Raw genomic sequence first — 24,903 nt, forward strand, 5'->3', positions numbered from 1 at the left:
ATGACGATTTGGACCAAGCTTTTGACCGCGGCGCAGGCCGCCGAACCCCGCAATATCCGTGACCTGTTCGACGACCCCGACCACCCGGCGGCGTTTTCCGCCCGTCTGGACGACATGTTGTTCGATTTCTCGAAAACCAACCTGGATCAGGACGCGCTGGAGCTGCTGATCGCGCTGGCCAGCGAGCGCGGGGTGGCAGAAAAGCGCGATGCGATGTTCGCGGGTGAAAAGATCAACGATACCGAGGGGCGCGCGGTACTGCACACCGCCCTGCGCCGCTCCGAAGGGGCGGTGGTGGTCGATGGCCAGGACGTGATGCCCGGCGTCTGGGACACGCTGAACCGGATGGAGGCGTTTTCGAACGATGTCCGCTCGGGCACGTTCACCGTCACCGGCGGCACCATCACGGATGTGGTCAATATCGGCATCGGCGGCTCGGATCTGGGCCCGGTGATGGCGTGCCAGGCGCTGGCCTCCTATACCGACGGGCCGCGCGTGCATTTCGTGTCGAACGTGGATGGCGCGCATATCGCACAGGTCATGCGCGGTCTGGACCTGAGCCGGACGCTGGTGATCGTCGCTTCGAAAACCTTCACCACGATCGAGACCATGACAAACGCCGCCACCGCCCGCGCGATGCTGGCCGATGTGGTGGAGGATCCGGGCGCGCATTTCGCGGCGCTCTCCACGGCGGCCGACAAGACCGCCGCTTTCGGCATCGCGCCAGGCCGCGTCTTCGGGTTCGAGGATTGGGTCGGCGGGCGCTATTCCATGTGGGGGCCCATCGGGCTGCCGATCATGCTGGCCGTGGGGCCGCAGAATTTCCGCGCCATGCTGGCGGGGGCCGAGGCGATGGATCGCCATTTCTGCACCGCGCCCTTCGCCGAAAACCTGCCCGTGCTGCTGGCGCTGGTGGGCATGTGGCACCGGCAGTTCTGCGGTTATCCCACCCGCGCCGTGCTGCCCTATGATCAGCAGCTGGCGCGGCTTCCGGCCTATCTGCAACAGCTGGAAATGGAATCGAATGGCAAGCGCGTGGCGATGGATGGCCGCACGCTGGATGTCCCCTCTGGCCCCGTTGTCTGGGGCGAGCCGGGCACCAATGGCCAGCACGCGTTTTACCAGCTGATCCACCAGGGCACGCAGGTCGTGCCCTGCGAATTCCTGGTCGCGGCCGAGGGAAACGAACTGGGCCGCTCGCGCCACCACCGGCTGCTGGTGTCGAACTGCCTTGCGCAGTCCCAGGCACTGATGCAGGGCCGCAGCCTGGACGAGGCCCGCGCCCTGATGGCGGCCCAAGGCCTGACCGGCGACGAGCTGGAACGCCAGGCCCGCCACCGCGTCTTCCCCGGCAACCGCCCCTCGACCACGCTGATCTACCCACAGCTCACGCCCGAGATCTTCGGCCGCATCGTCGCGCTTTACGAACACCGGGTCTTCGTCGAAGGCGTGATCCTGGGCATCAATTCCTTCGACCAATGGGGCGTGGAACTGGGCAAGGAACTGGCCAAGGCGCTGGAACCGGTCATCGCTGGCGACAGCACCGCACCGCAGGACGGCTCGACCACCGCGCTGGTCGATTTCATCCAGTCCCATTACGGCGCCGAGCTGAAGGATTTCGGCGCCAACTGACCCTTCTTCTTGGCGCAAATACTCCCGCCGGAGGCACCGCCGCGCCCTGGCGCGGCCAACAAAAACGCGTCACGCGCAGCGCGCGTGGCATTTTCGTTCACGTCTGGATAGCTGATGGAGCGGGTAACGGGAATCGAACCCGTAACTTAAGCTTGGGAAGCTCGCGTGATACCTTTTCACCATACCCGCGCTGGAGTGTGTGTTTACGTCCGCTCCGACATGGGGTCAAGCCGTGTTGATACCTCAAATCATCATCACGGGGTGCTCAGGTCTGCTGTCGTCAGCTTGGCCAATGATCCAAACATTACCGCCATTTTTGACGCATTGTTGACCTATTCAGCAAATAGCATCCGAGTGTTCGCATTTGGAAATTGGATATCTTGGATGAAGCGCCTGTTCTTTCTGTTGCCTGTTCTCTTGTCAGCCTGTGTTTCCGCGTCAAGCGGATCAAAAAAAGGCGTTGGTTTCGGCCCTTATAGCGGCGAGGTCCTGGCCCAGCCCGTCTCCAGAACAATCCAGGTTGCCAAGGCTACGGATCGGGCCGCGATCAGAAGAGCGGCCGAGTCGGCTTTCGGCATCGGTTCTTCCAGACGTCACACACCTGTTCAGGTGGCAGATCGCGTCATGTACATGCGGATCGTCAACAGTCGCGGGTATACATTCGCGGTTCTGGAGCAACGAGGCATTCCGTTCAGCCTGCGCGGTCAGCCCAATTTGTCGGCGCAGGCTCTTGCATCGGTTCAGGCCAATAGCGGCTGTGCAACAAGCGGTGACGTCTGGACAAGGCGCAATTCAAACGGTGCCTTCCCGAAATATGCGGTCCATGTGGTCTGTAACTGACGTTTGACCGCGGCAGGGTCATTCGGGACACTGTGGCAAGCACGCCTCAGCCCCTCCGTCTGCGGCGCCGGCCGCCATCCTCGCCGCCGGTGTTGAAACTGACCTGTGGCAGGGTCACGACCTGCGCCAGTTCCGGGAACGGGTCGGTCGCATGGGGCAGGGCATTGGCGGCGACGAAATGCTCCTGAAACTTCGGCTCGATGGCGGTTTCGATCTTGTGGATCTGTGCGACGGTCGCCTCGATCTCGGCCCGGGCGGCGCGGTTGCAGAGCGCGATGCGCGCGCCGGTTCCGGCGGCATTGCCCGCGCTGATGACCTTGTCCAGCGGCACATCGGGGATCATGCCCAGCACCATCGCGTGTTTGGGGCTGATATGGGCGCCAAAGGCCCCGGCCAGCACCACGCGGTCGACCTTGTCCACGCCGCGCACATCCATCAGCAGGCGCGCCCCGGCATAAAGCGCGGATTTCGCCAGCTGAATCGCGCGGATGTCGCCCTGGGTCACGGTGATGCGCGGGCCGCCATCGGCGCTGCCGTCATGGATCAGATAGGCATGCGTGCGCCCCTCGGGCTCGGACCGCTGTGTGCCGGTCTGGGCCGCGCTGCCGATCAGGCCCGAGGGGTCGACCAGCCCCGCCATGCGCATTTCGGCTACGGCTTCGATGATCCCCGAGCCGCAGATGCCCGTGACGCCGGTGACCGCTGTGGCGGTGGCAAAGCCCGGATCGTCGGACCACAGATCGCAGCCGATCACGCGGAAGCGCGGCTCTTTCGTGACCGGGTCGATCTCCACCCGTTCGATGGCGCCGGGGGCGGCGCGCTGGCCGGAACTGATTTGCGCGCCCTCGAACGCCGGGCCGGTGGGCGAGGAACAGGCCAGCACCTTTTCCCGGTCGCCCAGCAGGATCTCGGCATTGGTGCCAACATCAACAATCAGCGCCAAGTCGTCGGATTTGTTGGGTTCTTCGGACAATGCGACCGCCGCCGCATCGGCCCCCACATGCCCCGCGATGCAGGGCAGGATATAGGCCCGCGCATTGGCGTTCAGCGTGGTCTGCCCCAGATCGGCCGCCGCCAGCGACAGCGAACCCGAGGTCGCCAGCGCGAACGGCGCCTGGCCCAGCTCGACCGGGTCGATGCCCAGCAGCAGGTGGTGCATCACCGGGTTGCAGACGAAAACCTGTTCGACAATCGCGCGCGGGTCGATCCCGGCGGTTTCGGCAAGCGCCGATGTCAGGTCGTTCAGCGCCGCGCGCACGGCGGCGGTCATCTCGGCATCGCCGCCGGGGTTCATCATGGCATAGGAAACGCGGCTCATCAGATCCTCGCCAAACCGGATCTGCGGGTTCATGATGCCCGAGCTTTCCAGCACCTGTCCGGTCACCAGATCGGTCAGATGCGCGGCGATGGTGGTCGAGCCCAGATCGATTGCCAGCCCGTAAAGCCCGTCCTCGTAAAAGCCCGGCCAGATGTCGATCAGGCGCGGCGCGGCGCCGGTGTGGTCGTGATGGACGGCGACGGTCACCTGCCATTTGCCCTTGCGCAGGGCCGGTTGCAGCTGCGACAGAACCGAGAGCGGGGCGGTGATGCCGGTCACATCCCATTGGTCGGCCAGCGCGGCGCGCAGACGCTCCAGATCGCCCGAGGGGTCGTGCATATCCGGTTCCGCCACCTCGACCAGATAGAGCCGCGTGGCGGGGTCCATGGTGATGGCGCGGGCGGCGGCGGCCTTGCGCACCACCTGTTTGTGGACCTGGCTTTCGGGCGGCACGTCAATGACCACATCGCCCTGCACCGTGGCCTGGCACCCCAGGCGGCGGCCGGGTTTCAACCCGCGTTTCTCGTCATAGCGCGCCTCGACCTTGTTCCATTCCGACAGGGCGTCATCGGCGACCGTGATTCCGTGTTTCGGGAAATCGCCATAGGCGGGCGTGATCTGGCATTTGGAGCAGATCCCGCGCCCGCCGCAGACGGAATCCAGATCCACGCCCAACTGCCGCGCGGCGGTCAGGACCGGCGTGCCGATGGCAAAGCGCCCGCGCTTGCCCGAAGGGGTGAAAATGACCAATGCGTCGGTGGCTGGCATGGCGGGTCTGGTCCTTGTCAGGCGGGATCTGCGGTGCTGTGGGTGGGCGCTGCGGCCCGTCGCGGACGCGCCGCCGCCGGTCCGGGGTGGGGCGCGGGTGGCCCGGCGCGGGGGCGCCGGGGCCGGTGGTCAGGGGCGCGGGTCAGATGCCGCCGCGATTGAAGCTGCCGCGCACATCGGGGCCGCTGCCGACCCATCCCGCGATGGTTTCGGTCACATGCTTCACGATCCGCACGCGCTGGGTTTCGCCGCGCGCCTCGGCCTCGATCGCGTCATCGCCGACATAGCCGATCAGATCGGCGTCGATAGCATCGGTCGGGGTCAGCGGCGCGCCGGTGCGGGCGTCGAAGATCTGGGCGGCAAAGCGGATATTGTGCACACCGGTATGGTCCAGCCCGTAGCGTGCGCGCTCGGTCAGCGCGTGGAAGGTCGACATCACGATCACCAGCCGCACCGGGCGCGATCCGCGCAGATCCCGGACACCGGCGGTCGCGGCTTCGGTCATGATCCGGTCGACCTGTTCATAGCGGTTGCCGCGCGGCTCGCCGCGCCAGACGATATCGGCGCGCGGGGCATAGGTGTTGGCCTCGGACACGGTCAGGGTCTCGGGCACGCGCACATCGACATCCACCACCCGCCAGGTGCGGGACACGGCGGGGTCGATCACGTCGGAATAGTGCGTCCGCCAGGTGCCGCCGAATTCGGTGCATCCCGCCAGAACCGTTCCCAAGGTGACACCGATCACCAGGATTTTACGCAAGCCAAGCATTCCAGATCTCCCTCAATTCACGCCCCGCTACCTAGGGCGCCGTTACAGGCGCGGCAATCTAAACCGGATTTCCATAGCAGTTTATGAACGGCCTGTGGCGATTCTGTGGTGTTCAGGCCGACCGGCGGCGGCGGCGACCGCCCCGACCACCGCCCGCGCCCCCAGCGGCGGGTGCCTTGTTCAGGCGGATCCAGTTGCCGCCCGACGGGTCGTGATCCATCAGGAAATCGGCCGCGCGGATCGACAGCACCTCGTCCGAGGCGACGCCGACCTTGGGCGACAGGCCCAGCAGCGGGGCGATCTTGGCGATCTCGATACCCTCGGGCACGGCGATGCCTATATCGGCCAGCCGCGCCAGGCGTTCGCGCACCAGATCTTCGGCCGGGGCCATGCCCAGCAGCGGCGCCAGCGCGGCCAGGTCCACATCCTCGGGCGCGGTGACGCCCAGGGCCTTCAGCGCGTCCAGCCGTTCGCCGACCATCTTCTGGGTCTTGGGCATCGCCACCGGGTTCATGATGGCCGAGGTCATGCCCGCCGCCGAGGCCATGGCCAGAAACGCATTGTTGATCCCGTGCCGGTTGGGCAGGCCGAAGCTGATATTCGACGCACCGCAGGTGGTGTTCACGCCCAGCTCGTCACGCAGGCGGCGCACCAGCGCAAAGACCTGAATGCCCGCCGTCGCCATCGCGCCCACGGGCATCACCAGCGGGTCGACCACGATGTCATGGGCGGGAATGCCGAAATCGGCGGCACGTTCGACGATCTTTTTCGCGACGGCAAAGCGCACATCGGGGTCTTCGGAGATCCCGGTGTCGTCATTGCTGATCGCCACCACGGGGACGTTGTATTTCTTGACCAGCGGCAACACCAGTTCCAGCCGGTCTTCCTCGCCCGTGACGGAGTTCAGCAGCGGACGGCCCTGCGCGGCCTCGAGCCCCGCTTCCAAAGCGCCGGGGACCGAGCTGTCGATGCAGAGCGGCACATCGGTCAGACCCTGCACCAGGTCGATCATCTGGCGCATCAGCGGCGGTTCGGTCTCGTTCGGGTTGGGGTTCGAGTTGTAAACTACGCCGGCATTCACATCCAGCACCTGCGCGCCACAGGCGACCTGTTCCAGCGCGTCTTTCTCGACGGTGGAAAAATCGCCCGCTTCCAGCTCGGCGGCCAGTTTCTTGCGGCCCGTGGGGTTGATCCGCTCGCCGATCACGCAGAACGGCTCGTCAAAGCCGATGGTGACGGTCTGGGTCTTGGATTCGACGACGGTGCGGGTCATTGGGGGGCTCCTTCATGGCTTGCCAGGATGTCCGGCAAGGCGGGGTCTGTGAAATCGCGGATCGACACATGCGCGCCTGCGTCCAGCAGGGCGCCATCGTCCAGCGACGATCGGATGCCGACCGTCAGCGCGCCCGCCGCACGGGCCGCGCGGATGCCCGAGGGGCTGTCCTCGAACGCGATGCAGTCGGTCGCGGCCACGCCCAACAGGCGCATGGCGGTCAGATAGGGTTCGGGGTCGGGCTTGCCGCGCGCGCATTCCTCGCCGATGACCAATGTCTCCACATGGGCGCGCAGGCCGGTCGCGGTCAGCATCGCCTCGGCATTGGGGCGCATGGCGTTCGTGACCACCGCCACGGGCCATTGGCTTTCGACCGCGCGCTTCAGAAACGCGGGCGCGCCGGGCATCGCCGGATAGGGGCGGGGCAGGCGGCGGCGGAACTCGGCCTCTTTCGCCTCGGACAGGGCCTGGGGGTCGGGCTCATTGGGCAGGAACTGCCGGAAGATATCGACATTCAGCCGCCCGTGGACGTGGTTCATGTAAAACCCGTCATCCATGCGCAGCCCGCGCGCGGTCCACAGATCGCGAAAGACGGCTTCGTGAATAGGGTCACTATTCAGAAGCGTGCCATCGAGATCAAAGAGCAGCGCGGGCATGATGGATCAGCCCGCCTGTGCCGCGGGCACGGCCGAGGCCCCGCCATGTTCGATGGCCCAGGCGGCGTTGGTCTTGATGCCGCCCAGGGGGAAGAAATGCACCCGTTCGATGTTGAAATCGGGGTTGGCGGCCTTGTGCGCGGCCAGATCGGCGACGAATTCCGTCGGCTCGAACGGCAGGACCAGCTTGGTCACGTCGCGCGCACGTTTCTGCAGCACCTTCAGGCTGGGGCCGACACCGCAGGCGATGGCGAATTTGACCAGCGTCTGCAGCTTGGCGGGACCGGCCACGCCGATATGGATCGGCAGGTCGATGCCCTCGGCCCGCAGGCGGTCGGCCCAGGCGATGACCGGCTTGGCCTCGAACGCGAACTGGGTGGCCAGCGCCATCTGTGCATCGGTGGTATCGCTGAATTTCTGCTTCCAGCGCAGCGCGTCCATGACGTTCCGGTCGCCGCCCTTGGGGTCGATATCCTTGTTGCCCTCGGGGTGGCCCGCCACATGCAGCCGGGTGAAGCCCGCCTTGTCGAAAAGCCCGGTTTCCAGAAGCTGGATCGAGCTGTGGAAATCCCCGTGCGGCTGGGCGACGCCACCGGCCAGCAGCAGCGCCTGGGTCACGCCCGCTTCGCCCTGATACATGGCGATCCAGTTTTCCAGCGTCGCCGCGTCCTTGATGATCCGTGCCGGAAAATGCGGCATCACCGCATAGCCTTCGCCCGCCAACCGCTTGGCCGTGGCGACCATGTCGGCGATATCCGTGCCCTCGATATGGGCGATATAGACGCGGGTTCCTGCGGGCAGAAGTTCGCGGAAATCCTCGACCTTTTGCGCGGTGCGGGGCATCACTTCGATCGAATAGCCATCCAGAAATGCCTCGACCGCGCCACTGCGCGGCGCGGGGCCATCATCGCGTTTCTTGAACTGCAGCAGAGCCATCGTGGTCTCCAATAGGTTGCGAAAAGTCACGTCCATCCGGAATTGGCAATCAGCGCTTTCAGCCGCTCATCGTCGAACTCGCGGTCCAGCCGGGCGGCTTCGGCATCGGCCACCGCCGCGTCCTCGCCCTCGATACTGACCGGGGCGGCCTTGCGCCATTCGGCCAGATAGGCATCGGTGTCGCGTGCGCCGACCTTCATCGCGCAGCGGTCGATGGCCTGTTCGAACCGTTCGGGCAGCACCCGCTTGGTGCCACGGCGCCCCTTGCCGACAATGACCTGCGCGGGGATGTCGCGCCAATAGACGATCGTGACATCGGGCATGGGCTGATTCCTTTGGTTTCCGTTTCTGCTTTCTACGCGCCGTCGGTCCGTGCGCGGTGACGGATTTCGACATCATAACGCGATCCTGCGACGTTTCGCGCGCCCAGACCTAAGCCAGTTGCGCCGCTGCGGCCAGATGCGGGGGGCTGAAATCTTCTCAAGATCATTATGCAGAATGCCGGGATCGGCGGCGCGCGCCCTTGTCAGAACCGGTATCCGAGATTACTCTTTATCCCAAGTTCAGATGGAGGGCGTGACAATGGCGCCCAAGCGTCCCAAAGGTGCGGGCGCGTTCCCGAAACCGGTTGAGACCCCTGCACCGAAAAGCCCCGATCCGGCGGAACTGTATGCCGCGCTGGATCTGGGCACAAACAGTTGCCGCATGCTGATCGCCCAACCCAAGGGCAGTCAGTTTCATGTGGTGGACAGCTTTTCGCGCTCGGTCCAGCTGGGCGCGGGGCTGGAAACGTCCGGCCGGATGAGCCGGACCTCGATCTCACGCTCGGTTCAGGCCTTGCGGATCTGTCGTGGCAAGCTGGAAAAGCACCGGGTCAAGCGGATGCGCCTTGTCGCGACCGAGGCCTGTCGGCGCGCGCGTAACTCGGCCGATTTCCTGAACCGGGTGAAGCGCGAGACCGGCCTGCAGCTGGACATCATCGAGCCCGAGGAAGAGGCCCGCCTGGCCGTGGTGTCCTGTGCGCCGCTGGTGAGCACGCGGACCGAACAGTTGCTGGTGGTCGATATCGGCGGCGGCTCGACCGAGCTGGTCTGGATCGACCTGAGCGCGGTGCCGCGTTCCGACCGCCCGCGCGCGATCATGCGGCTGCATGCGGGGTTCCACCCGCCCGAAAGCCCGTTTCCCGCCGCCAAGGTCGTGGACTGGATCAGCGTGCCGCTGGGTGTGGCGACGCTGAAGGACCAGTTCCGCGATGTCGAGGATGACGCGGCCCGCTTTGCCCTGATGAGTTGGTTTTTCGAGGAGAACCTGGCCGATTTCTCTCCTTACGCCCATGAACAGGCGCGCGAGGGGTTCCAGATCATCGGCACCAGCGGCACCGTCACCACCGTGGCCGCCAGCCATCTGGGGCTGAAACGCTATGATCGGAACAAGGTCGATGGGCTGCGCATGACCAGCGACCAGATCGACCAGGTGATCCGCGGTTACCTGATGATGGGCCCCGAGGGGCGGCGCAACGACCCGCGCATCGGGCGCGACCGTCATGCGCTGATCATGTCGGGCGCCGCGATCCTTCAGGCGCTGATGCGGGTTTGGCCCACCGACCGCCTGTCGGTCGCCGATCGCGGCCTGCGCGAGGGGCTGCTTTACGCCCAGATGACCGCCGATGGCGTGCTGGAGGACGGGCCGTTCTGATGGGCGATGACGGGACATCGCAGGCCGCGCCGGTCTGGCCCAAGCCCAGATTTCATTTCGTCGTGTCCTGGGATGATGTCGAAATGCAGTTCAGCGAGGTCAGCGGGCTGGACGCTGAGAGCCATCCGGTAGAATACCGCGCAGGCGATGCGCCGGCGTTTTCCAAGGTCAGGATGCCCGGGATGAAGCAATCCGGAAACCTCACGATGAGGCGCGGGATCTGCACCAGGGGTGCCGCGATTTTCGACTGGTTTGCCGACATCAAGATGAACAGGATCAAACGCAAGGCATTGACCATTTCCCTGATGGATGAAAGGGGCAGTCCGACAATGGTCTGGCAGGTCGACAATGCGTTCCCGGTCAAGGTGACGGGCACCGACCTGAAGGCCGAAGGCAACGAGATTGCCGTTGAAAGCATCGAGATCGCCCATGAGGGGCTGACGATCGTCAACGGCCGGGGCGGATAGATGACAAAGAAGACATCCGGGCGCGGACAGCGCGATTTGCGGGTCAAGGTGAAGTCGGCGCGGGGGCGCAAGCTCAGCTCGACCCGGTGGCTGGAACGGCAGTTGAACGACCCTTATGTGAAACGCGCCCAGGCCGAGGGCTATCGCGGGCGCGCGGCGTTCAAGATCCTGGAGCTGGACGACAAGTACCGCTTTCTGGTGCCCGGCGCGCGGGTGGTCGATCTGGGCTGTGCGCCCGGCGGCTGGTGTCAGGTCGCGGTCAAGCGGGTGAATGCCCTGGGCGAAAAGCCGGGCAAGGCCGTGGGTACCGTTCTGGGCGTCGACCTGCAAGAGGTCGAACCGATTGCCGGGGCCGAGACCCATCAGCTGGATTTCATGGAAGACGACGCCGACGAGAAGGTCAAGGCATGGCTGGGCGGCAAGGCCGATGTGGTCATGAGCGACATGGCCGCCGCCAGTTCCGGTCACAAGCAGACCGACCACCTGCGCATCATCGCGCTGTGCGAGGCCGCGGCCTATTTCGCCTTCGACGTGCTGGAAGAGGGCGGCACATTCGTGGCCAAGGTGCTGGCCGGCGGGGCCGAGGGCGAGTTGCAGAAGCTGTTGAAACAGCGCTTTGCCAAGGTCGCCAACGTCAAGCCGCCCGCCAGCCGGTCGGACAGTTCGGAGAAATTCGTGGTCGCCACGGGCTTTCGCGATCTGCCCTCAGCGTGATGTGGCGGGCGCCGGGTCGGGTTCGACCAGCGCCTGTACCGCGCCGCCATCGGGCAGGTCGAATTCCGCCCGAAGCCGTGCCCGCGCCCGCGCCAGCCGCGAGGTGACGGTGCCCACCGGCAGATGCATCCGCTGCGCCAGCGCGGCATAGCTGTCGGCCCCGTCCAGCCACGCGCGCAGCAGCACCGCCTGTTCCGGCGGCAGCCGGTCGATGGCGGCCAGAACCTCGGCGCAGGCGATGCGGGGCAGGGCGGCGCCCGGCGTCGCGACCGGCGGGGCCTGGTCCAGCGGCGTGTCGCGCTGGCACGGGCGGCGGCTGGCATTGCGCAAGGTCGTCATCACATAGGGCCTCAGCGCCCCGATGGGCGCGCCGCGATCGATCTGGCGCAGCACCTGCAACAGCGCGTCCTGCATCAGGTCATCGGCGCTGTCGCGGTCCGGGGCCAGGATCCGGGCCAGTTTCTGCAGATCCGGAAGAAGACGCATCAGCGCCTCGGCGTCATGGGTCATGATACCCTCCAATCGCGCGTGGGGGGAATGTCTGCATCGGCCCGGCGGGCGGCAAGGGGGTCTGCACAAATTCTGTGCAATCCCGGCGGGAAGCCGCCCGCCCGCATTCGCCATTTCGGCAAGGCGCCGCGCGTTCGCGGCGCGGGCCGCGGCGGCGGGATTTTTCGGCCCGCTGAGCGCTCTTGTTTCCTGAAGGCGCGGGTTTTCCCGTCTTCTCAACCTGAAACAGGAGATTGAGATATGAAATCCATGATCGCTATGACCGCAGCCCTGCTGGCAACTGCCGTGACCGCATCGGCGGCAACGCTGGATGCCGACGGCGATGGCAGCGTGTCCTTCGAAGAGATGCTGGCGGTCTATCCCGACACGACCGCGGAAACCTTTGCCACGATCGACACCGATGCCGATGGCATGGTCAGCGAGTCTGAGCTGACAGCCGCTGTCGAGGCCGGCCTCGTGCCCGCCAACGGCTGATCCCTGTCGCGACAGGGATAGAAGGTCCCGCCCCCCAGACGGGGCCTTCTTCTATTGCGCGGCTCAGGTCTCTCTCCCCAACCCTCTGAGCCGCGCATGTAGCGCCCCGGCCTGGGGCGTACCGGTTTCCAGCGCATAGACATAGGCGAAGGTCAGGAAATAGGCCCGCGCATCGGCGTCGGGCGCGGCCTGGGCTGCTTCGGTGTAAAGTGTGACCAGCGCCCTGCGGTCGCGATCCCGGTGGGCGTCCAGAATGGCCTGATCCAGCGCCCGGCTCATGCCCCGTCGCGATGGGCGTCGATGCGCGCTGCCGCCCAGGCGTGAAAGCAATGGGTCGGCCCATCCATCGCGGGCGAAAACCGCCCGCCGTCGAAATGCGGGCCGTGACGGCCGCGCTGCATCCCCTCGACCACGAAGATGTCTTCTTTGAACACGGTTTTCCACTGGGCGCTGTTGGCGTGTTTCAGCGCCGGGTCCTCGTCCGGTGTGGCGTAATACAGGTGGATCTGTTCCAGCGTTTCCTCGGGGCCCTGGGGCATCAGCAGGATCGCGAAGGCATGGTCGCGATGCACCCCCATCAGCACATTGGGATAGATCGCCAGATATTCTGCGGCGGTGTCCCATTGCGCGGACAGGTCCGCGAAATCGGTGAATGTGCCGCCCTCCGCGCCGGTCAGCTGGCGATAGACCCGTGTGCCCTGACCGGAAAAGGCGCCGGGCGCTTCGATGTTATAGTGATCCTCGAGCCGGGAATAGCTGTTCAGCCCGGGATGCACCCAGGGCAGGTGATAGCTTTCGCAGTAATTCTCGACCGCCAGTTTCCAGTTGCAGCGCACCCGCAGGTCGAACTGCGAACCCGCGCCGCCATGGTGCAGCGGGCGGTCGAAATCGGCCCAGCGGGTCATCGCATCGGCCATGGCGACCTCGAACGGCGGGGCGGTGCCGTCGACATTCACGAAGATCACGTCGCGCCAGACATGGGACGGGATCTCGATCAGGCCCAGCTGGTCGCGGTCGATATCGGGGTGGATGTTCCGGCCCGGGCCGCCCACATGCGGGGTCGCGACCAGACGGCCATCGGTGCCATAGCACCAGCTGTGATAGGGGCAGCGGATCGCGCCCTCGACCCGGCGGGGCGTGTCGACCAGGATCATCCCGCGATGGCGGCAGGTGTTCTGGTACACCCGCACCCGGGCCGCCCTGTCGCGGACAAGCAGCAGTGGCACGCCCAGGAAATCCACCGGTTTCGCGTCGCCCGGTTCGGGGATGGCGGCCGCCACGTCCAGCCCCGCCCAGGCGCCGAACAGCAGCGCGGTGCGTTCCCGATCAAAGGTGGCGGGGTCGGTGTAATGCGCGTTGGGCAGCCCGCGGGCGCGGTTTACCGGCTGCCGGACCGCGCCCAGATCGTCGCTGCGGGATGTGTCGGGCATGGGTCACCTGTGGTTCTGGTGACCAGCCTAGGGGCCGCGCGGGCGGCGCTTCTTGTCCCACAGCGACCTGTCCGGGGCGGCGCGGGTCGGTTTCAGACGCCGCGCGACAGGGCGGCGACGCCGGTGCGGGCCATCTCGATCAAGCCCAGCGGGCGCATCAGCTCGGCGAAGGCGTCGATCTTGGCGCTGGTGCCGGTCAGCTCGAAGACGAAGCTTTCCAGCGTGCTGTCGACCGCATTGGCGCGGAAGATATCGGCCAGGCGCAGCGCCTCGACCCGCTTGTCGCCGCTGCCCTTGACCTTGAACAGAGCCAGTTCGCGTTCCACCGCGGGGCCTTCGACGGTCAGGTCATGCACATCATGCACCGGCACGATCCGGCCCAGCTGGGCCTTGATCTGTTCGATCACCGCAGGCGTGCCGGTGGTGACGATGGTGATGCGGCTCAGGTGGCCCTCGTGGTCGACCTCGGCCACGGTCAGGCTTTCGATGTTATAGCCGCGCCCCGAAAACAGCCCGATCACGCGGGCCAGCACGCCGGCCTCGTTATCGACCAGCACCGCCAGTGTGTGCACCTCTTCGACATCCGAATGCGGATCGCGCAGGTCATAGGCGGAATGGCGCGACGTGCCTTTTTGGATCTGGAGTGGCGACATGTCTCTGTCCTCGTTTCATTGCTCTGGTTCGGGCCGGGCCCGTGTTTCGGGGGCCGGTGTGGAAGCCTGCATGTCCCGCAGCACCGCGCGGGCGCACAGGAACATCGCAAACAGCATCACCGGGGTGATCAGATAGCGGGCCGGGATCGTGTTTTCGGACGCAAAGATCGTGTTGACCACCGTGGTCAGACCCGATCCGGCGCAAAGCAGCCCAAACAGCGCCAGCCCCGCCGGGCGGCCGTCCAGCACGCCCGCGCGCAGCATGAACAGCGCCACGGCCGCCAGACAGGCGTTTTCGTAGACCCAGAAATAGGGTGTGGCCAGCGCGGTCGCCATCAGAAGCACCGCGGCCTTCAGATCGAAGCTGCAGCGCGGGGTCCGCCAGCACAGGAAGACGATGACGATCAGCGCCAGCGTCAGCGCCCATTGCAGGTTCAGCGCCAGCGCCGGGTTCAGCCCCAGGCTGGTCAGCAGCGAAAACGGGCTGACCATGGCGGGCACGCTGTCGATCGCCTGAAAGACGCGCGCGCCATGGGCCGCCATCATGTCCTTCAGCTTCCACCAGTAATCCGCGCCATAGATCAGCGTCGGCCCGATGGCCAGAACCGCCGCCGTGGCGGTCGCGGTGGCAATCGTCCGCCAGGCGCCCATCGCCAGCAGCGCCACGGGGATCAGCAGGCCAAGCTGCGGCTTCAGCGTCATCAGGCCGATGATGATCCCAGCCAGCACCCAGCGTTCGGCCCGCAGCGCCGCCAGCGTCGCCAGCATCGCGGCCAGCCACAACAGGCTGTTCTGGCCGGTAAACAGCGCCGCCAGACAGGTTGGCGCCAGGGTCAGCCCCAGCCACAGCGCGGGAACCGTCGCCACAAACGGGCGATAGGCCCAGCCCAGAACCACCAGCGACATCAGGCTGAACCCGATCCAGCCCACCGCATAGGGCAGTGCGCCCAGCGGCGTGACCGCCAGCAGATAGCCCGGCGGGTAAAGCCAGGGCATCCAGCGGTGGGTTTCGGTGGCATGAACGGCGGCCAGTTTGGCGTTGTCGAACACATCCAGCGGCGTCCCCGCCAGCGCCAGCTTGCCCGCCGCCCAGAAGACGCGGAAATCATTGGCGACCGCCGGGTTGCCCTCGGCGCGCGCCTGGTCCAGCGCGCCATAGACATAGCCCGCAAAGAACACCAGCGTCGCCAGCGCCACGAACAGGCACAGGCTGCGGGCCCGTTCCGTGTCGAACGGCGCAAGGCGCAGGTCGCCGCGCGTTATGTCGGCCTGTGGGGTCATCTTGCCGCGCTGGCTGCGCCCTGCGGGGTCATGGTCAGACCAGCACCGCGCCCGAGGACCCGATGACATCCGAGGTGGACGCGTCGCCCAGCAGCATCTTGTTATGCGGCTCGCCCGACGGGATCATCGGGAAGCAGTTTTCGTGCTTTTCCACCAGACAGTCGAAGATCACCGGCCCGTCGTGATTGATCATCTCCAGGATCGCGTCGTCCAGATCGTCGGGGTTGTCGCAATAGATGCCCTTGGCGCCGAACGCCTCGGCCAGTTTCACGAAATCGGGCAGCGCCTCGGACCAGCTGTGCGAATAGCGTTCGCCATGCAGCAGCTCCTGCCACTGGCGCACCATGCCCAGACGTTCGTTGTTCAGGATGAACTGTTTCACCGGCAGGCGATACTGCACGGTGGTGCCCATTTCCTGCATGTTCATCAGCCACGATGCCTCGCCCGCGACATTGATGACCAGGCTTTCGGGATGGGCCAGCTGCACCCCGATCGACGCCGGGAAGCCATAGCCCATCGTGCCCAGGCCGCCCGATGTCATCCAGCGGTTGGGATCCTCGAAGCCCAGGAACTGTGCCGCCCACATCTGGTGCTGGCCGACCTCGGTCGTGATGTAGCGGTCGTGGTCCTTAGTCAGCGCCTCCAGCCGTTGCAGGGCGTGCTGCGGCTTGATCGTCTTGGGCGACGGGTCGAAGGACAGGCAATCGACCTGACGCCAGGCGTCGATCTGGCCCCACCATTTCTTCAGGCCCGGCTTGTTGGTCTTGCGCCCGCGCGATTTCCAGATCCGCAGCATGTCCTCCAGCACATGGCCCACGTCACCGATGATCGGCATGTCGACATGGATCACCTTGTTGATCGAGCTGGGGTCGATATCGATATGCGCCTTGATCGAGTTGGGGCTGAAATCGGCGATGCGCCCGGTGATCCGGTCATCGAACCGCGCGCCGATATTGATCATCAGATCGCAGCCATGCATCGCCAGGTTGGCCTCGTACAGGCCATGCATGCCCAGCATGCCCAGCCATTTGTCGCCCGACGCCGGATAGGCGCCCAGCCCCATCAGGGTCGAGGTGATCGGAAAGCCCGTCGCCTCGACCAGTTCGCGCAGCAGCTGGCTGGCGGCGGGGCCAGAGTTGATGACGCCGCCACCGGTATAGAACACCGGGCGTTCGGCCTTTTCCATCGCCTCGACCAGTTGGGTGATCGTGTCGATGTCGCCCTTGACCTTGGGCTGGTAATGGCTGCGGCCCGCGCCGTTGGGCGGGGTATAGGTGCCGCTGGCAAACTGCACATCCTTGGGGATGTCGATCAGCACCGGGCCGGGGCGGCCGGATGTGGCGACGTGGAACGCCTCGTGCAGGGTCGCGGCCAGCTTGTCGGTTTCCTTGACCAGCCAGTTATGCTTGGTGCAGGGGCGGGTGATGCCGACGGTATCGGCCTCTTGGAAGCCATCGGTGCCGATCATGAAGGTGGGCACCTGGCCCGTCAGCACGACCAGCGGGATCGAATCCAGCAGCGCGTCGGTGATGCCGGTCACCGCATTCGTGGCCCCGGGGCCCGAGGTCACCAGAACGACACCGGGCTTGCCGGTCGACCGGGCATAGCCTTCGGCGGCATGAACCGCGCCCTGTTCGTGGCGCACCAGGATGTGGCGGATATCGTTTTGCTGAAAGATCTCGTCATAGATCGGAAGCACGGCGCCGCCCGGGTAGCCAAAGACCACCTCGACCCCCTGATCCTTCAGGGCCTGAACCACCATTTTCGCACCGGTCATCGCCTGTGTCATCTCTCTCTCCGTGCTTCGCGCGGGCCTGCTTCGGCCATAAAAAAACCCCCGGGGTCAATCGGGGGCGCATGGGAAACCTTTTGGGTAAACCGTTACCGGCCCATGCGCCAATTCCCTACAAGTACGACAACGCCGTTCATTCCCGAGATTCCTTCCTTCAGGTGGGCGGACTTTATGCAGGGCCGAAAGGGGCGTCAACACGCATTCTGGAGAAAAGTTCGCAATCGGCATAGATTTTGGAATCTTCTTTCGCAAATGGCGGCGGGTGCCCATAGTGGCCCGCGATGACAGAGCTTTTGATCGTTTACCATTCGCGCACCGGCGGCAGCCGCCAGATGGCGCAGGCGGCGGCGGATGCGGCGCGCGGGGAATGCGGCGTGTCGCTGCGAACGGCCGATGCGGCGGGGCCGGAGGACCTTTTGCGCGCCGATGGCTATCTGTTCTGCGGGCCGGAAAACCTGGCCGCGCTGTCGGGGCTGATGAAAGAGTTTTTCGACCGCTGCTATTATCCCGTCCTGGGCCGGGTCGAGGGGCGCCCCTATGCCCAGATGATCTGTGCGGGGTCCGATGGCGCGGGCGCCGCGCGGCAACTGGCGCGGATCGCCACCGGCTGGCGGCTGAAAGAGGTGCAGCCGCCGCTGATCGTCTGCACCCATGCCCAAAGCGCCGAGGCGATCCTGGCCGACAAGGTGATCCCGGATGCCGATCTGGCGCGGTGTCGCGATCTGGGTCAGGCGCTGGCGGCGGGGCTGGCGATGGGCGTGTTCTGAGGGCCGCTAGCCGTGCTGCGCCAGGCTGTCCTGTGGCGCCTGATCGCGGTCGGTCAGGCCATAGTCGCGCAGCACATGCGCCACCCGCAGCCGGTAATCGGCAAAGACCCCGCCGCGCCCGGCGGCCTGTGCGCTGCGGTGATGCGCCCGGTTGCGCCAGTGGCGCACGGCCTCTTCATCCTTCCAGAACGACAGCGACAGCAGCTTTTCGGGGTCGGTCAGGCTTTGGAACCGCTCGACCGAGATGAAACCGGGCATGGTTTCCAGCTCTGACTTCAGCCCGGCGGCGATGTCCAGATAGGCGTCTGTCTGCCCCTTGGCCGGGGTAACTTCGAAGATGATGGCGATCATGCGGGCTCTCCATGCGGGGCAGAGGCCAGTTTCAGGAACGTGCGTTCCTCGCGCAAGATGAATTTCTCGGCCCGGGCGAAGTCGTAATTCTGCCGCCCCAGCGGATCGGCGGCCAGCCGGGCGCGATAGGCCTCGTATTCCGCCAGCGAGGGGATGGTATAGACGCCATAGGCCAGGGTCGCGGACCCCTCATGCGGGGCGAAATAGCCGATCAGGTCGGCGCCGTTGCGCGGGATGCACTGGCCCCAGGTGCGGGCGTATTGGTCGAACAATTCGCGGCGGTTGGGGTCGATCTCGTAGCGGATGAAACAGGTCAGCATGTGGGCTCCTTTTGCGTGCTGAGACCGGTTCTGCCACGGGATGGGGCGCGGATGTTTCGGGCCGGGCCGAAATGTCGGTGCTTGACCCGCCGCGCGGGCGGGGCGCAGGATCGGGGGATGCGACATGGCCCCGATATCACCCGCATCGCCGCGCTGATCGGCGAACCCGCACGTGCCAACATGCTGCAGGCGCTGATGGGTGGGCAGGCGTTGAGCGCGGGCGAGCTGGCGGTCGAGGGCGGGGTCAGCCCCGCCACCACGTCGGGCCATCTGCGCCAGATGGCGGAGGCGGGGCTGATCGTGCCGCGCCAGCAGGGCCGCCACCGGTATTACACGCTGGCCGGGCCCGAGATCGCGCAGGTGCTGGAAACCCTGATCGGCCTGGCCGAGGCGCAGGGCCACCGCCGCACCCGGCCCGGTCCGCGCGACGCCGCGCTGCGCCGGGCGCGGGTCTGTTACGACCATCTGGCGGGCGCGGTGGGCGTGCAGGTGTTCCAGTCAATGACCGGCCGGGGTTTCCTGCATCTATCGGGCGATACGGTCGCGCCGACCGATGCGGGGGTGGTCTTTCTGGACGGTCTGGGGGTCGATCTGGCGCCGCTGCGGGCCGGACGGCGGCCGCTCTGCCGGATCTGTCTGGACTGGTCGGAACGCCGCAATCACCTGGCCGGTGCCCTGGGGGCAGCGCTGTTCGACCGGATGCAGGGGCAGGGCTGGCTGCGCCGGGCGCAGGGCAGCCGGGTGGTCGATGTGACCAGCGCGGGCGCGGCCGCGCTGGCCCGGTTCTTTCCCGAAGCCGGACGCTAGGGCGTCAGACCAGACCTTCGGCCTTGGCCCAGTCCAGCGCGCGATCCAGCGCGCGGCCCATGCGTTCCAGGATCTGTGCGATGTCATCCTCGGTCACGATCAGCGGCGGGCAAAGCGCCACGGTTTCATAGACCGCACGACAGATCAGCCCCTCTTCCGCGGCCAGCGCCGCGACCTTGGGCGCGATGGTGCCGGCGGGCTCGAACGACTGGCGCTTGGCCTTGTCCTTGGCCAGCTCGATCCCCGCGATCAGGCCCACGCCGCGCACCTCGCCCACCAGCGGGTGATCGGCGAACTTGCTCAGCCCGTCCTGGAACGGGGCTTCCAGCCGGGCGGCGTTGCCCATCAGGTCCTTCTCTTCGATGATGTTCAGGTTCTCCAGCCCCACGGCGCAGGCCACCGGATGGCCCGACGCGGTAAAGCCGTGGCCGAACGTGCCCAGCCGCGCGGTGTGATCGGCGATGGCGTCATAGACCTTGTCATTCACCACGATCGCGGCCAGCGGCATATAGGACGAGGTCAGCTGTTTCGACGTGACCAGAATGTCGGGGGTGAAGCCATAGCGTTCACAGCCGAACCGCGCGCCGGTGCGCCCGAACCCGTTGATCACCTCGTCCGAGACCAGCAGGATGTCGTATTTCGCGCAGATCGCCGCGACGCCCGGCCAATAGCCCTCGGGCGGGGTCATGACGCCGCCCGCGCCCATCACCGGCTCGCCGATGAAGGCGGCGATGGTTTCGGGGCCTTCGGCCAGGATCGTATCCTCGAGCTCTTTCAGCAGGCGGGCGGTGAATTCGGCCTCGGTCTCGCCCTCATGCGCCCATTTCCAGTAATGCGGGCAGGTCAGATGCGTGACCGGGATTGCGGGCAGGTCGAAATCCTTGTGGTTGGCGGGCAGGCCGGTCAGCGAGCCCGACGCGATGGTGATCCCGTGATAGGCCTTGTTGCGCGACAGGAACTTCTTCTTTTCCGGACGGCCCAGACCGTTGTTCAGGAACCAGACCATCTTGATGACGGTGTCGTTGGCCTCGGACCCGGAATTGGTGAAGAACACGCGGTCCAGCCCCTCGGGCGTCATCTCGGCCAGCTTCTCGGCCAGGCGGATCGACGGCTCGTGCGCCTTGTGCGCGAAGCTGTGGTAATAGGGCAGCTTCTTCAGCTGCTCATAGGCGACATCGGCCAGCCGGGTTTCGGAAAAGCCCACGGCGACGGACCACAGGCCCGCCAGCGCCTCGATATATTCCTTGCCCTCGCTGTCATAGACGCGCACGCCATCGCCGTGGGTCATGATCATCGGGCCGGTTTCCTCGTGCCGGCGCATGTTGGTATAGGGGTGCATCGAATGGGCGATGTCGGACGCGTGCAGGGAATTCGGGCGCTCGTTCATGGGGGTCTCCGTTCTGGTGCCGGCCGCCTGGGGCCGGATGTGTTCTGGAAAAAAGGGCGGGGCCGGGCCCCGTTACGGATCAGTCTTAGGCCAGTTGGCCGCCAAGGTCATCGACAGATTTCGGTCATATCTCCTCCAGCCCGCACCATTCGGCGATGAACAGCGCAATCGTGCCCGTCACCCGCTGAACAGAGGAAAGTTTCACCCGCTCGTCAAAGCCGTGGATCGCCTGTGAATAGGGGCCATAGACCAGACAGGGCGTATCGGCATAGATGACGAAGACGCGGCCATCCAGATAGCCGGGCGTCACGAAGCTTTGCAGCGGTTCGGCATAGCTGGACATATGCGCGCGGGCCAGCGTCGCCTCGGCCTGTGTGCCTTCCTCCAGCACATAGCCTTCGGCGTAGAAGCCGTTATAGATCACCTGTGGCGGGTTGTTGGCCAGGAAGGGGATCCGGTCGGACACGCGCCGCAGATGGTCCTCGATCTCGCGCGCGGCGTCCTGGGCCGAGATGCCGGGATAGATCGCGATCCGGCAGTCGAATTCGCACCAGGCCGGCACGGACGAGGCCCAGTCGCCCCCCGCGATCTTGCCCACGTTGAAGTTGATGGGGTGATCCAGATCCTCGAAATAGCGGTGATCGCCCTTGCGCGCGTTCCAGGCGGCTTCCAGCTCGCGCAGGCCGCGGATCAACTCGTAGGCCGCCTCGATCGCATTGGCGCCGGTCCCGGCCTCGCGCACATGGACCGGGGCGCCCTGTACCCGGACGCGGAACCACAGCACGCCGGTATTGGCGCGCACCAGCATGTCATCCTCGGGCTCGGGGATGATGGCGGCATCGGCGCGATAGCCCCGTTGCAGACAGGCCAGCGCGCCGTTGCCGGTGCATTCCTCCTCGACCACCGATTGCTGATAAAGCGTCGCCGCGGGCCGATAGCCCAGCCGCGCCAGCGCATCGACGGCAAAGATATTGGCCGCGATCCCGGCTTTCATGTCGGCGATCCCGCGACCGTAAAGCCAGTCGCCGTCGCGGTGCGGCTCGAAGGGCGGGGTGGTCCACATGTCGACCGGGCCGGTGGGCACCACGTCGACATGCCCGTTCAGGATCAGCGACCGCCCGGTTTCGGCGCGCGGGCGCAGGGTGCCCACCACGTTGATCGCGTTGGAATAGTCGATGGTGACCGGCGAAAACCCCGGGTGGTGCTTGATATCGTCGACATCGATGGCCCAGCGGTCCATCGCATAGCCGCGCGCCTGAAGCTGGTCGTGCAGGAAATCCTGCGCGGTGTGTTCCTGCCCGCGCAGCGACGGGAACCGGCCCAGCGTGGTGGTAAAGGCGATCTGGTCTTCGAAACCGGCGGCGACCGCGTCCAGGATGCGTTGGGTCAGTTCGGGGGAAAGCTCGGTCATGCGGGGCGGTCCAGAAAGCCGGAAAGGAACGAGGAGAGCGAGGTCGTCAGGTCGGGCGACAGATAGCCGCCTTCCTGCACCAGCACGGTGGGATGGCCCGCCTGTGCGATGGCGCGCCCGGCGCGGCGGAACCCGTCAAAGCTGATCTTCATGCCCATCAGCGGGTCGTTTTCATGCGCATCCAGGCCCAGGCTGACCACCAGCGCGCCGGGGTCGAACGACGCGATCCGGTCCAGCGCCTGACCGATGGTGGCGAGCCAGGTGTCGTCGGTGGTGGTGCGGGGCAGGGGCAGGTTCAGGTTGTATCCCGTCCCGGGGCCCGCGCCGGTTTCATGGGCGTATCCCACGAAGAACGGGTAATAGCCGGTCGGATCGGCATGGATCGACACGGTCAGCACGTCGTCGCGTTCATAGAATATCGCCTGCGTGCCATTGCCGTGATGCACGTCGATATCCAGCGTGGCAACGCGCGCGTGCCCCTGCCGCATCCGGGCCGCCGCGATGGCCGACCCGTTCAACAGGCAATGCCCGGCGGCGACCTCGGCGCTGCTGTGATGTCCCGGCGGACGGCAAAGCGCATAGGCCGCCCGGTCGCCGCCCAGCACCGCATCCGCCGCCGCCACGGCGCAATCGGCGGCACGGCGCGTGGCCTGCCAGCTGTGTTCGCCGATGGGGGCGGATGTGTCGCCCATATGCCAGCCCGCGCGTGCCACGATGCTGTCGGGGTATGTGGCATGGTCGGGCGGGGGAAAGACATTCGGCACAACCTCGGGCCCCGCATCGGGCAGCTTCTGCCATTCTGCCCAGGCGGTTTCCAGAAACGCCAGCAGGCGGGGGGTATGCACGGCGGTCAGCGCCTCGACCGGCGCTTCGGGCGGGGCGCTGGTGGTCAGCGAAAGCGCCTTCAGCCCCGCCATCAGCAACTCGGCCCGCTCGGCCAGCTCGGCATTGCGGGCAAGCCGCCCGTGGGTCAGCCGAAAGATCGGGTCATGCGCCGCCGTTTCCGGGGCATAGAAGCACTTCATCTGGGGGTCTCGTCGTCTTCGATGGTCTGGAACTGTTGCGTCACAAGCTGCCGCGCCACGTCGATGTGATAGGTGATGGCATCGACCGCGGTCGCCTCGTCCCCGTCGCAGATCGCCTGCAGGATCGGCTCGTGGGTTTCGGCGATGCGCTGCGGGTCGTCGTAAAGCCGCCCGATCACCATGATCGAAAACTCGGTCTCGGTCGCGATCTGTTCAAACACCGACAGCAGCTTGGGATTGCCGCAGCCCCGGCAGAGCAGGCGGTGGAACTGCATGTCGGCCTCGACCTGGGTCAGCATATCGGTGCCGGGGGTGGCGACCTGGTGCAGGGTTTCGATCTGTGCGCGCAGATCGTCGCAGGGGCCGTTGATCTGTTCGCGGATCAGCCGCCGGATCGCGGCGATTTCGATCACCAGCCGCAATTCGTAAAGATCGTCCAGCGCCTTGGCCGAGACCTTGCGCACGAAGAACCCGCGATTGGGCTCATAGGTCACAAGCCCCGAATTTTCCAACAGGCGGGCGGCCTCGCGCACGGGGGCGCGGCTGACACCCAGATCACGCGCGATCACCGATTCCGACAGCCGCGCGCCGGGGCCAAGCTGGCCGGTCACGATGGCCTTGCTCAGCAATTTGGCGACCCGTTCCACCAGGCCTTCGCGGTCCAGGGGCTGCAAGCCGGTCGAATGTGCTGTGTCTGTTGTCATGGGGTCCGAATTCGCTGCTTTCCCGATCACCGTATTTGTAAATTTGTCGATTGTCGACAATTTACTTGACCCGAGTCGCCTGCTTGCCGTTAGCTTGGGGCAAGCGACGAAAGGAAAGCTCATGCCCGATGGCGCGCCCGCCCATACCGTATCCGATCTGCGCCGCGATCTGGCCGCCGCCTATCGGCTGATCGCGCTGGAGGGGATGGATGACAGCATCTATACCCATATCTCGGCCCGGCTGCCCGATGGCCCCGGCGGCGCCAAGCGGTTCCTGCTGAATCCCTATGGCCTGCGCTTCGACGAGGTGACGGCCGCGAATCTGGTGACGGTCGACGAAACCGGCGCGGTCATCGACGACCCCCATGGCGCGGGGGTGAACGCGGCGGGGTTCACCATCCATTCGGCGGTGCATATGGCGCGCCATGATGCGGTTTGCGTCCTGCACAACCACACCGTCGCCGGGGTGGCGGTGTCGTCGGTGAAAGAGGGGCTGCTGCCGCTGAACCAATGGTCGGCGCAGTTCCATGACCGGATCGCGTTTCACGACTATGAGGGGATCGCGCTGGATCTGGAGGAACGCGCGCGGATCGTATCGGATCTGGGCAGCAAACAGATCATGTTCCTGCGCAATCACGGCACGCTCGTGCTGGGCCGGTCAGTGGCCGAGGCGGTGAAATACGCCCTGAACCTGGAACGCTCCTGCCAGGCGCAGATCGCCGCACTTGGCATGGGGCTGACCCCGATCGTGCTGGACGATGCGGTCGCCGAACACACCGCCCGCCAGTACGAGGCCGGCTATGACCCGTTCGAGCTGGGCGGCAAGCCCGACCCGGAATGGGCGGCGATGCTGCGGCGGCTGGACAAGCTGCAACCCGACTACCTGACATAACCCAAGACCCGAAGGCCCGGCACGAACCGGG

General features: G+C 66.0%; 27 protein-coding genes and 1 tRNA gene. 9 read left to right on the forward strand and 19 right to left on the reverse strand.

The window, feature by feature from the left end; translation table 11 throughout:
* Positions 1–1,632, forward strand: coding sequence for a glucose-6-phosphate isomerase (gene pgi / locus CLM60_RS11360; protein ID WP_095589244.1), 1,632 nt, complete (start codon positions 1–3; stop codon positions 1,630–1,632).
* 115 nt (positions 1,633–1,747) lie between these two features.
* Here the strand turns inward: pgi and CLM60_RS11365 are convergent.
* Positions 1,748–1,821 (reverse strand) — tRNA-Gly (locus tag CLM60_RS11365).
* Positions 1,822–2,016: 195 nt separating this feature from the next.
* Here CLM60_RS11365 and CLM60_RS20670 point away from each other — a divergent pair.
* Positions 2,017–2,472: a hypothetical protein gene (locus CLM60_RS20670; protein WP_141246498.1), complete on the forward strand. Its 456-nt coding sequence runs from the start codon at positions 2,017–2,019 to the stop codon at positions 2,470–2,472.
* Positions 2,473–2,518: 46 nt separating this feature from the next.
* On the opposite strand, the gene CLM60_RS11370 is transcribed toward CLM60_RS20670, so the two are convergent.
* The 6 genes from CLM60_RS11370 to CLM60_RS11395 form a co-directional block, all read right to left on the reverse strand.
* Complete coding sequence (locus CLM60_RS11370) at positions 2,519–4,558, reverse strand: ASKHA domain-containing protein (protein ID WP_095589245.1); 2,040 nt, start codon at positions 4,556–4,558, stop codon at positions 2,519–2,521.
* A 142-nt stretch (positions 4,559–4,700) separates the two neighbouring features.
* Positions 4,701–5,327 (reverse strand): DUF6778 family protein, encoded by a 627-nt coding sequence (locus CLM60_RS11375; RefSeq protein ID WP_245848373.1) that lies wholly within the window; start codon positions 5,325–5,327, stop codon positions 4,701–4,703.
* Between the two features lie 112 nt (positions 5,328–5,439).
* The gene (locus CLM60_RS11380; RefSeq protein WP_095589246.1) at positions 5,440–6,600 is read right to left on the reverse strand and encodes a methyltetrahydrofolate cobalamin methyltransferase; all 1,161 of its coding nucleotides are present in this window, start codon (positions 6,598–6,600) and stop codon (positions 5,440–5,442) included.
* Positions 6,597–7,256, reverse strand: a complete 660-nt coding sequence (locus tag CLM60_RS11385) for an HAD family hydrolase (protein ID WP_095589247.1) — start codon at positions 7,254–7,256, stop codon at positions 6,597–6,599. Before CLM60_RS11385 ends, CLM60_RS11380 begins: the two co-directional genes overlap by 4 nt.
* A 6-nt stretch (positions 7,257–7,262) precedes the next feature.
* Positions 7,263–8,192, reverse strand: coding sequence for a methylenetetrahydrofolate reductase (locus tag CLM60_RS11390; RefSeq protein WP_095589365.1), 930 nt, complete (start codon positions 8,190–8,192; stop codon positions 7,263–7,265).
* Between the two features lie 26 nt (positions 8,193–8,218).
* On the reverse strand, positions 8,219–8,515 hold the full coding sequence (locus tag CLM60_RS11395) for a virulence factor (RefSeq protein WP_095589248.1): 297 nt from the start codon (positions 8,513–8,515) through the stop codon (positions 8,219–8,221).
* Between the two features lie 259 nt (positions 8,516–8,774).
* Here CLM60_RS11395 and CLM60_RS11400 point away from each other — a divergent pair, with 259 nt between their 5' ends.
* Genes CLM60_RS11400 through CLM60_RS11410 form a run of 3 tightly spaced genes read left to right on the forward strand, consistent with a single transcriptional unit; the run spans position 8,775 to position 11,068 of the window.
* Positions 8,775–9,887, forward strand: a complete 1,113-nt coding sequence (locus CLM60_RS11400) for a Ppx/GppA phosphatase family protein (protein ID WP_095589249.1) — start codon at positions 8,775–8,777, stop codon at positions 9,885–9,887.
* The gene (locus tag CLM60_RS11405) at positions 9,887–10,354 is read left to right on the forward strand and encodes a phage tail protein (protein ID WP_095589250.1); all 468 of its coding nucleotides are present in this window, start codon (positions 9,887–9,889) and stop codon (positions 10,352–10,354) included. The genes CLM60_RS11400 and CLM60_RS11405 overlap by 1 nt, the downstream gene beginning before the upstream one ends.
* Positions 10,355–11,068 carry an RlmE family RNA methyltransferase gene (locus CLM60_RS11410; protein WP_095589251.1) on the forward strand — a complete coding sequence of 238 codons (714 nt, stop codon included), beginning with the start codon at positions 10,355–10,357 and terminating at the stop codon, positions 11,066–11,068.
* Here CLM60_RS11410 and CLM60_RS11415 read toward each other — a convergent pair.
* Positions 11,060–11,578 carry an RNA polymerase sigma factor gene (locus CLM60_RS11415; RefSeq protein WP_176473859.1) on the reverse strand — a complete coding sequence of 173 codons (519 nt, stop codon included), beginning with the start codon at positions 11,576–11,578 and terminating at the stop codon, positions 11,060–11,062. The genes CLM60_RS11410 and CLM60_RS11415 overlap by 9 nt on opposite strands.
* A gap of 240 nt (positions 11,579–11,818) precedes the next feature.
* Here CLM60_RS11415 and CLM60_RS11420 point away from each other — a divergent pair, with 240 nt between their 5' ends.
* The gene (locus tag CLM60_RS11420; RefSeq protein WP_095589253.1) at positions 11,819–12,052 is read left to right on the forward strand and encodes an EF-hand domain-containing protein; all 234 of its coding nucleotides are present in this window, start codon (positions 11,819–11,821) and stop codon (positions 12,050–12,052) included.
* Between the two features lie 63 nt (positions 12,053–12,115).
* Here the strand turns inward: CLM60_RS11420 and CLM60_RS11425 are convergent, their stop codons facing one another.
* The 5 genes from CLM60_RS11425 to CLM60_RS11445 all read right to left on the reverse strand — a co-directional run bounded on the left by CLM60_RS11425 (position 12,116) and on the right by CLM60_RS11445 (position 17,205).
* Entirely contained in the window at positions 12,116–12,331 is a 216-nt protein-coding gene (locus tag CLM60_RS11425) for a hypothetical protein (protein WP_095589254.1), read from the reverse strand.
* Positions 12,328–13,482: an aromatic ring-hydroxylating oxygenase subunit alpha gene (locus tag CLM60_RS11430; RefSeq protein WP_095589255.1), complete on the reverse strand. Its 1,155-nt coding sequence runs from the start codon at positions 13,480–13,482 to the stop codon at positions 12,328–12,330. Before CLM60_RS11430 ends, CLM60_RS11425 begins: the two co-directional genes overlap by 4 nt.
* A gap of 92 nt (positions 13,483–13,574) precedes the next feature.
* On the reverse strand, positions 13,575–14,135 hold the full coding sequence (gene ilvN, locus CLM60_RS11435; protein WP_095589256.1) for an acetolactate synthase small subunit: 561 nt from the start codon (positions 14,133–14,135) through the stop codon (positions 13,575–13,577).
* A 15-nt stretch (positions 14,136–14,150) separates the two neighbouring features.
* On the reverse strand, positions 14,151–15,416 hold the full coding sequence (locus CLM60_RS11440; protein WP_176473860.1) for a glycosyltransferase family 87 protein: 1,266 nt from the start codon (positions 15,414–15,416) through the stop codon (positions 14,151–14,153).
* Between the two features lie 34 nt (positions 15,417–15,450).
* The gene (locus CLM60_RS11445) at positions 15,451–17,205 is read right to left on the reverse strand and encodes an acetolactate synthase 3 large subunit (RefSeq protein WP_095589258.1); all 1,755 of its coding nucleotides are present in this window, start codon (positions 17,203–17,205) and stop codon (positions 15,451–15,453) included.
* Positions 17,206–17,489: 284 nt separating this feature from the next.
* On the opposite strand from CLM60_RS11445, the gene CLM60_RS11450 reads away from it, so the two are divergent.
* Positions 17,490–17,975 (forward strand): flavodoxin family protein, encoded by a 486-nt coding sequence (locus tag CLM60_RS11450; RefSeq protein WP_095589259.1) that lies wholly within the window; start codon positions 17,490–17,492, stop codon positions 17,973–17,975.
* A 6-nt stretch (positions 17,976–17,981) separates the two neighbouring features.
* Here CLM60_RS11450 and CLM60_RS11455 read toward each other — a convergent pair whose 3' ends face one another.
* Positions 17,982–18,326: an antibiotic biosynthesis monooxygenase family protein gene (locus tag CLM60_RS11455; protein WP_095589260.1), complete on the reverse strand. Its 345-nt coding sequence runs from the start codon at positions 18,324–18,326 to the stop codon at positions 17,982–17,984.
* On the reverse strand, positions 18,323–18,646 hold the full coding sequence (locus tag CLM60_RS11460; protein ID WP_095589261.1) for an NIPSNAP family protein: 324 nt from the start codon (positions 18,644–18,646) through the stop codon (positions 18,323–18,325). Before CLM60_RS11460 ends, CLM60_RS11455 begins: the two co-directional genes overlap by 4 nt.
* A 117-nt stretch (positions 18,647–18,763) precedes the next feature.
* Here CLM60_RS11460 and CLM60_RS11465 point away from each other — a divergent pair, with 117 nt between their 5' ends.
* On the forward strand, positions 18,764–19,453 hold the full coding sequence (locus CLM60_RS11465; RefSeq protein WP_095589366.1) for an ArsR/SmtB family transcription factor: 690 nt from the start codon (positions 18,764–18,766) through the stop codon (positions 19,451–19,453).
* Positions 19,454–19,457: 4 nt separating this feature from the next.
* Here CLM60_RS11465 and CLM60_RS11470 read toward each other — a convergent pair whose 3' ends face one another.
* The 4 genes from CLM60_RS11470 to CLM60_RS11485 all read right to left on the reverse strand — a co-directional run bounded on the left by CLM60_RS11470 (position 19,458) and on the right by CLM60_RS11485 (position 23,980).
* Complete coding sequence (locus tag CLM60_RS11470; protein WP_095589262.1) at positions 19,458–20,840, reverse strand: aspartate aminotransferase family protein; 1,383 nt, start codon at positions 20,838–20,840, stop codon at positions 19,458–19,460.
* A 124-nt stretch (positions 20,841–20,964) separates the two neighbouring features.
* Positions 20,965–22,251 carry an ArgE/DapE family deacylase gene (locus CLM60_RS11475; protein ID WP_095589263.1) on the reverse strand — a complete coding sequence of 429 codons (1,287 nt, stop codon included), beginning with the start codon at positions 22,249–22,251 and terminating at the stop codon, positions 20,965–20,967.
* Complete coding sequence (locus CLM60_RS11480; protein ID WP_095589264.1) at positions 22,248–23,276, reverse strand: histone deacetylase family protein; 1,029 nt, start codon at positions 23,274–23,276, stop codon at positions 22,248–22,250. The genes CLM60_RS11475 and CLM60_RS11480 overlap by 4 nt, the downstream gene beginning before the upstream one ends.
* Complete coding sequence (locus CLM60_RS11485) at positions 23,273–23,980, reverse strand: GntR family transcriptional regulator (protein WP_095589265.1); 708 nt, start codon at positions 23,978–23,980, stop codon at positions 23,273–23,275. Before CLM60_RS11485 ends, CLM60_RS11480 begins: the two co-directional genes overlap by 4 nt.
* Before the next feature lie 121 nt (positions 23,981–24,101).
* On the opposite strand from CLM60_RS11485, the gene CLM60_RS11490 reads away from it, so the two are divergent.
* The gene (locus CLM60_RS11490; protein WP_095589266.1) at positions 24,102–24,872 is read left to right on the forward strand and encodes a class II aldolase/adducin family protein; all 771 of its coding nucleotides are present in this window, start codon (positions 24,102–24,104) and stop codon (positions 24,870–24,872) included.
* The last annotated feature ends 31 nt before the right edge of the window (positions 24,873–24,903 follow it).

The organism is Actibacterium ureilyticum (assembly GCF_002285435.1).
GTDB lineage: Bacteria > Pseudomonadota > Alphaproteobacteria > Rhodobacterales > Rhodobacteraceae > Actibacterium_C > Actibacterium_C ureilyticum.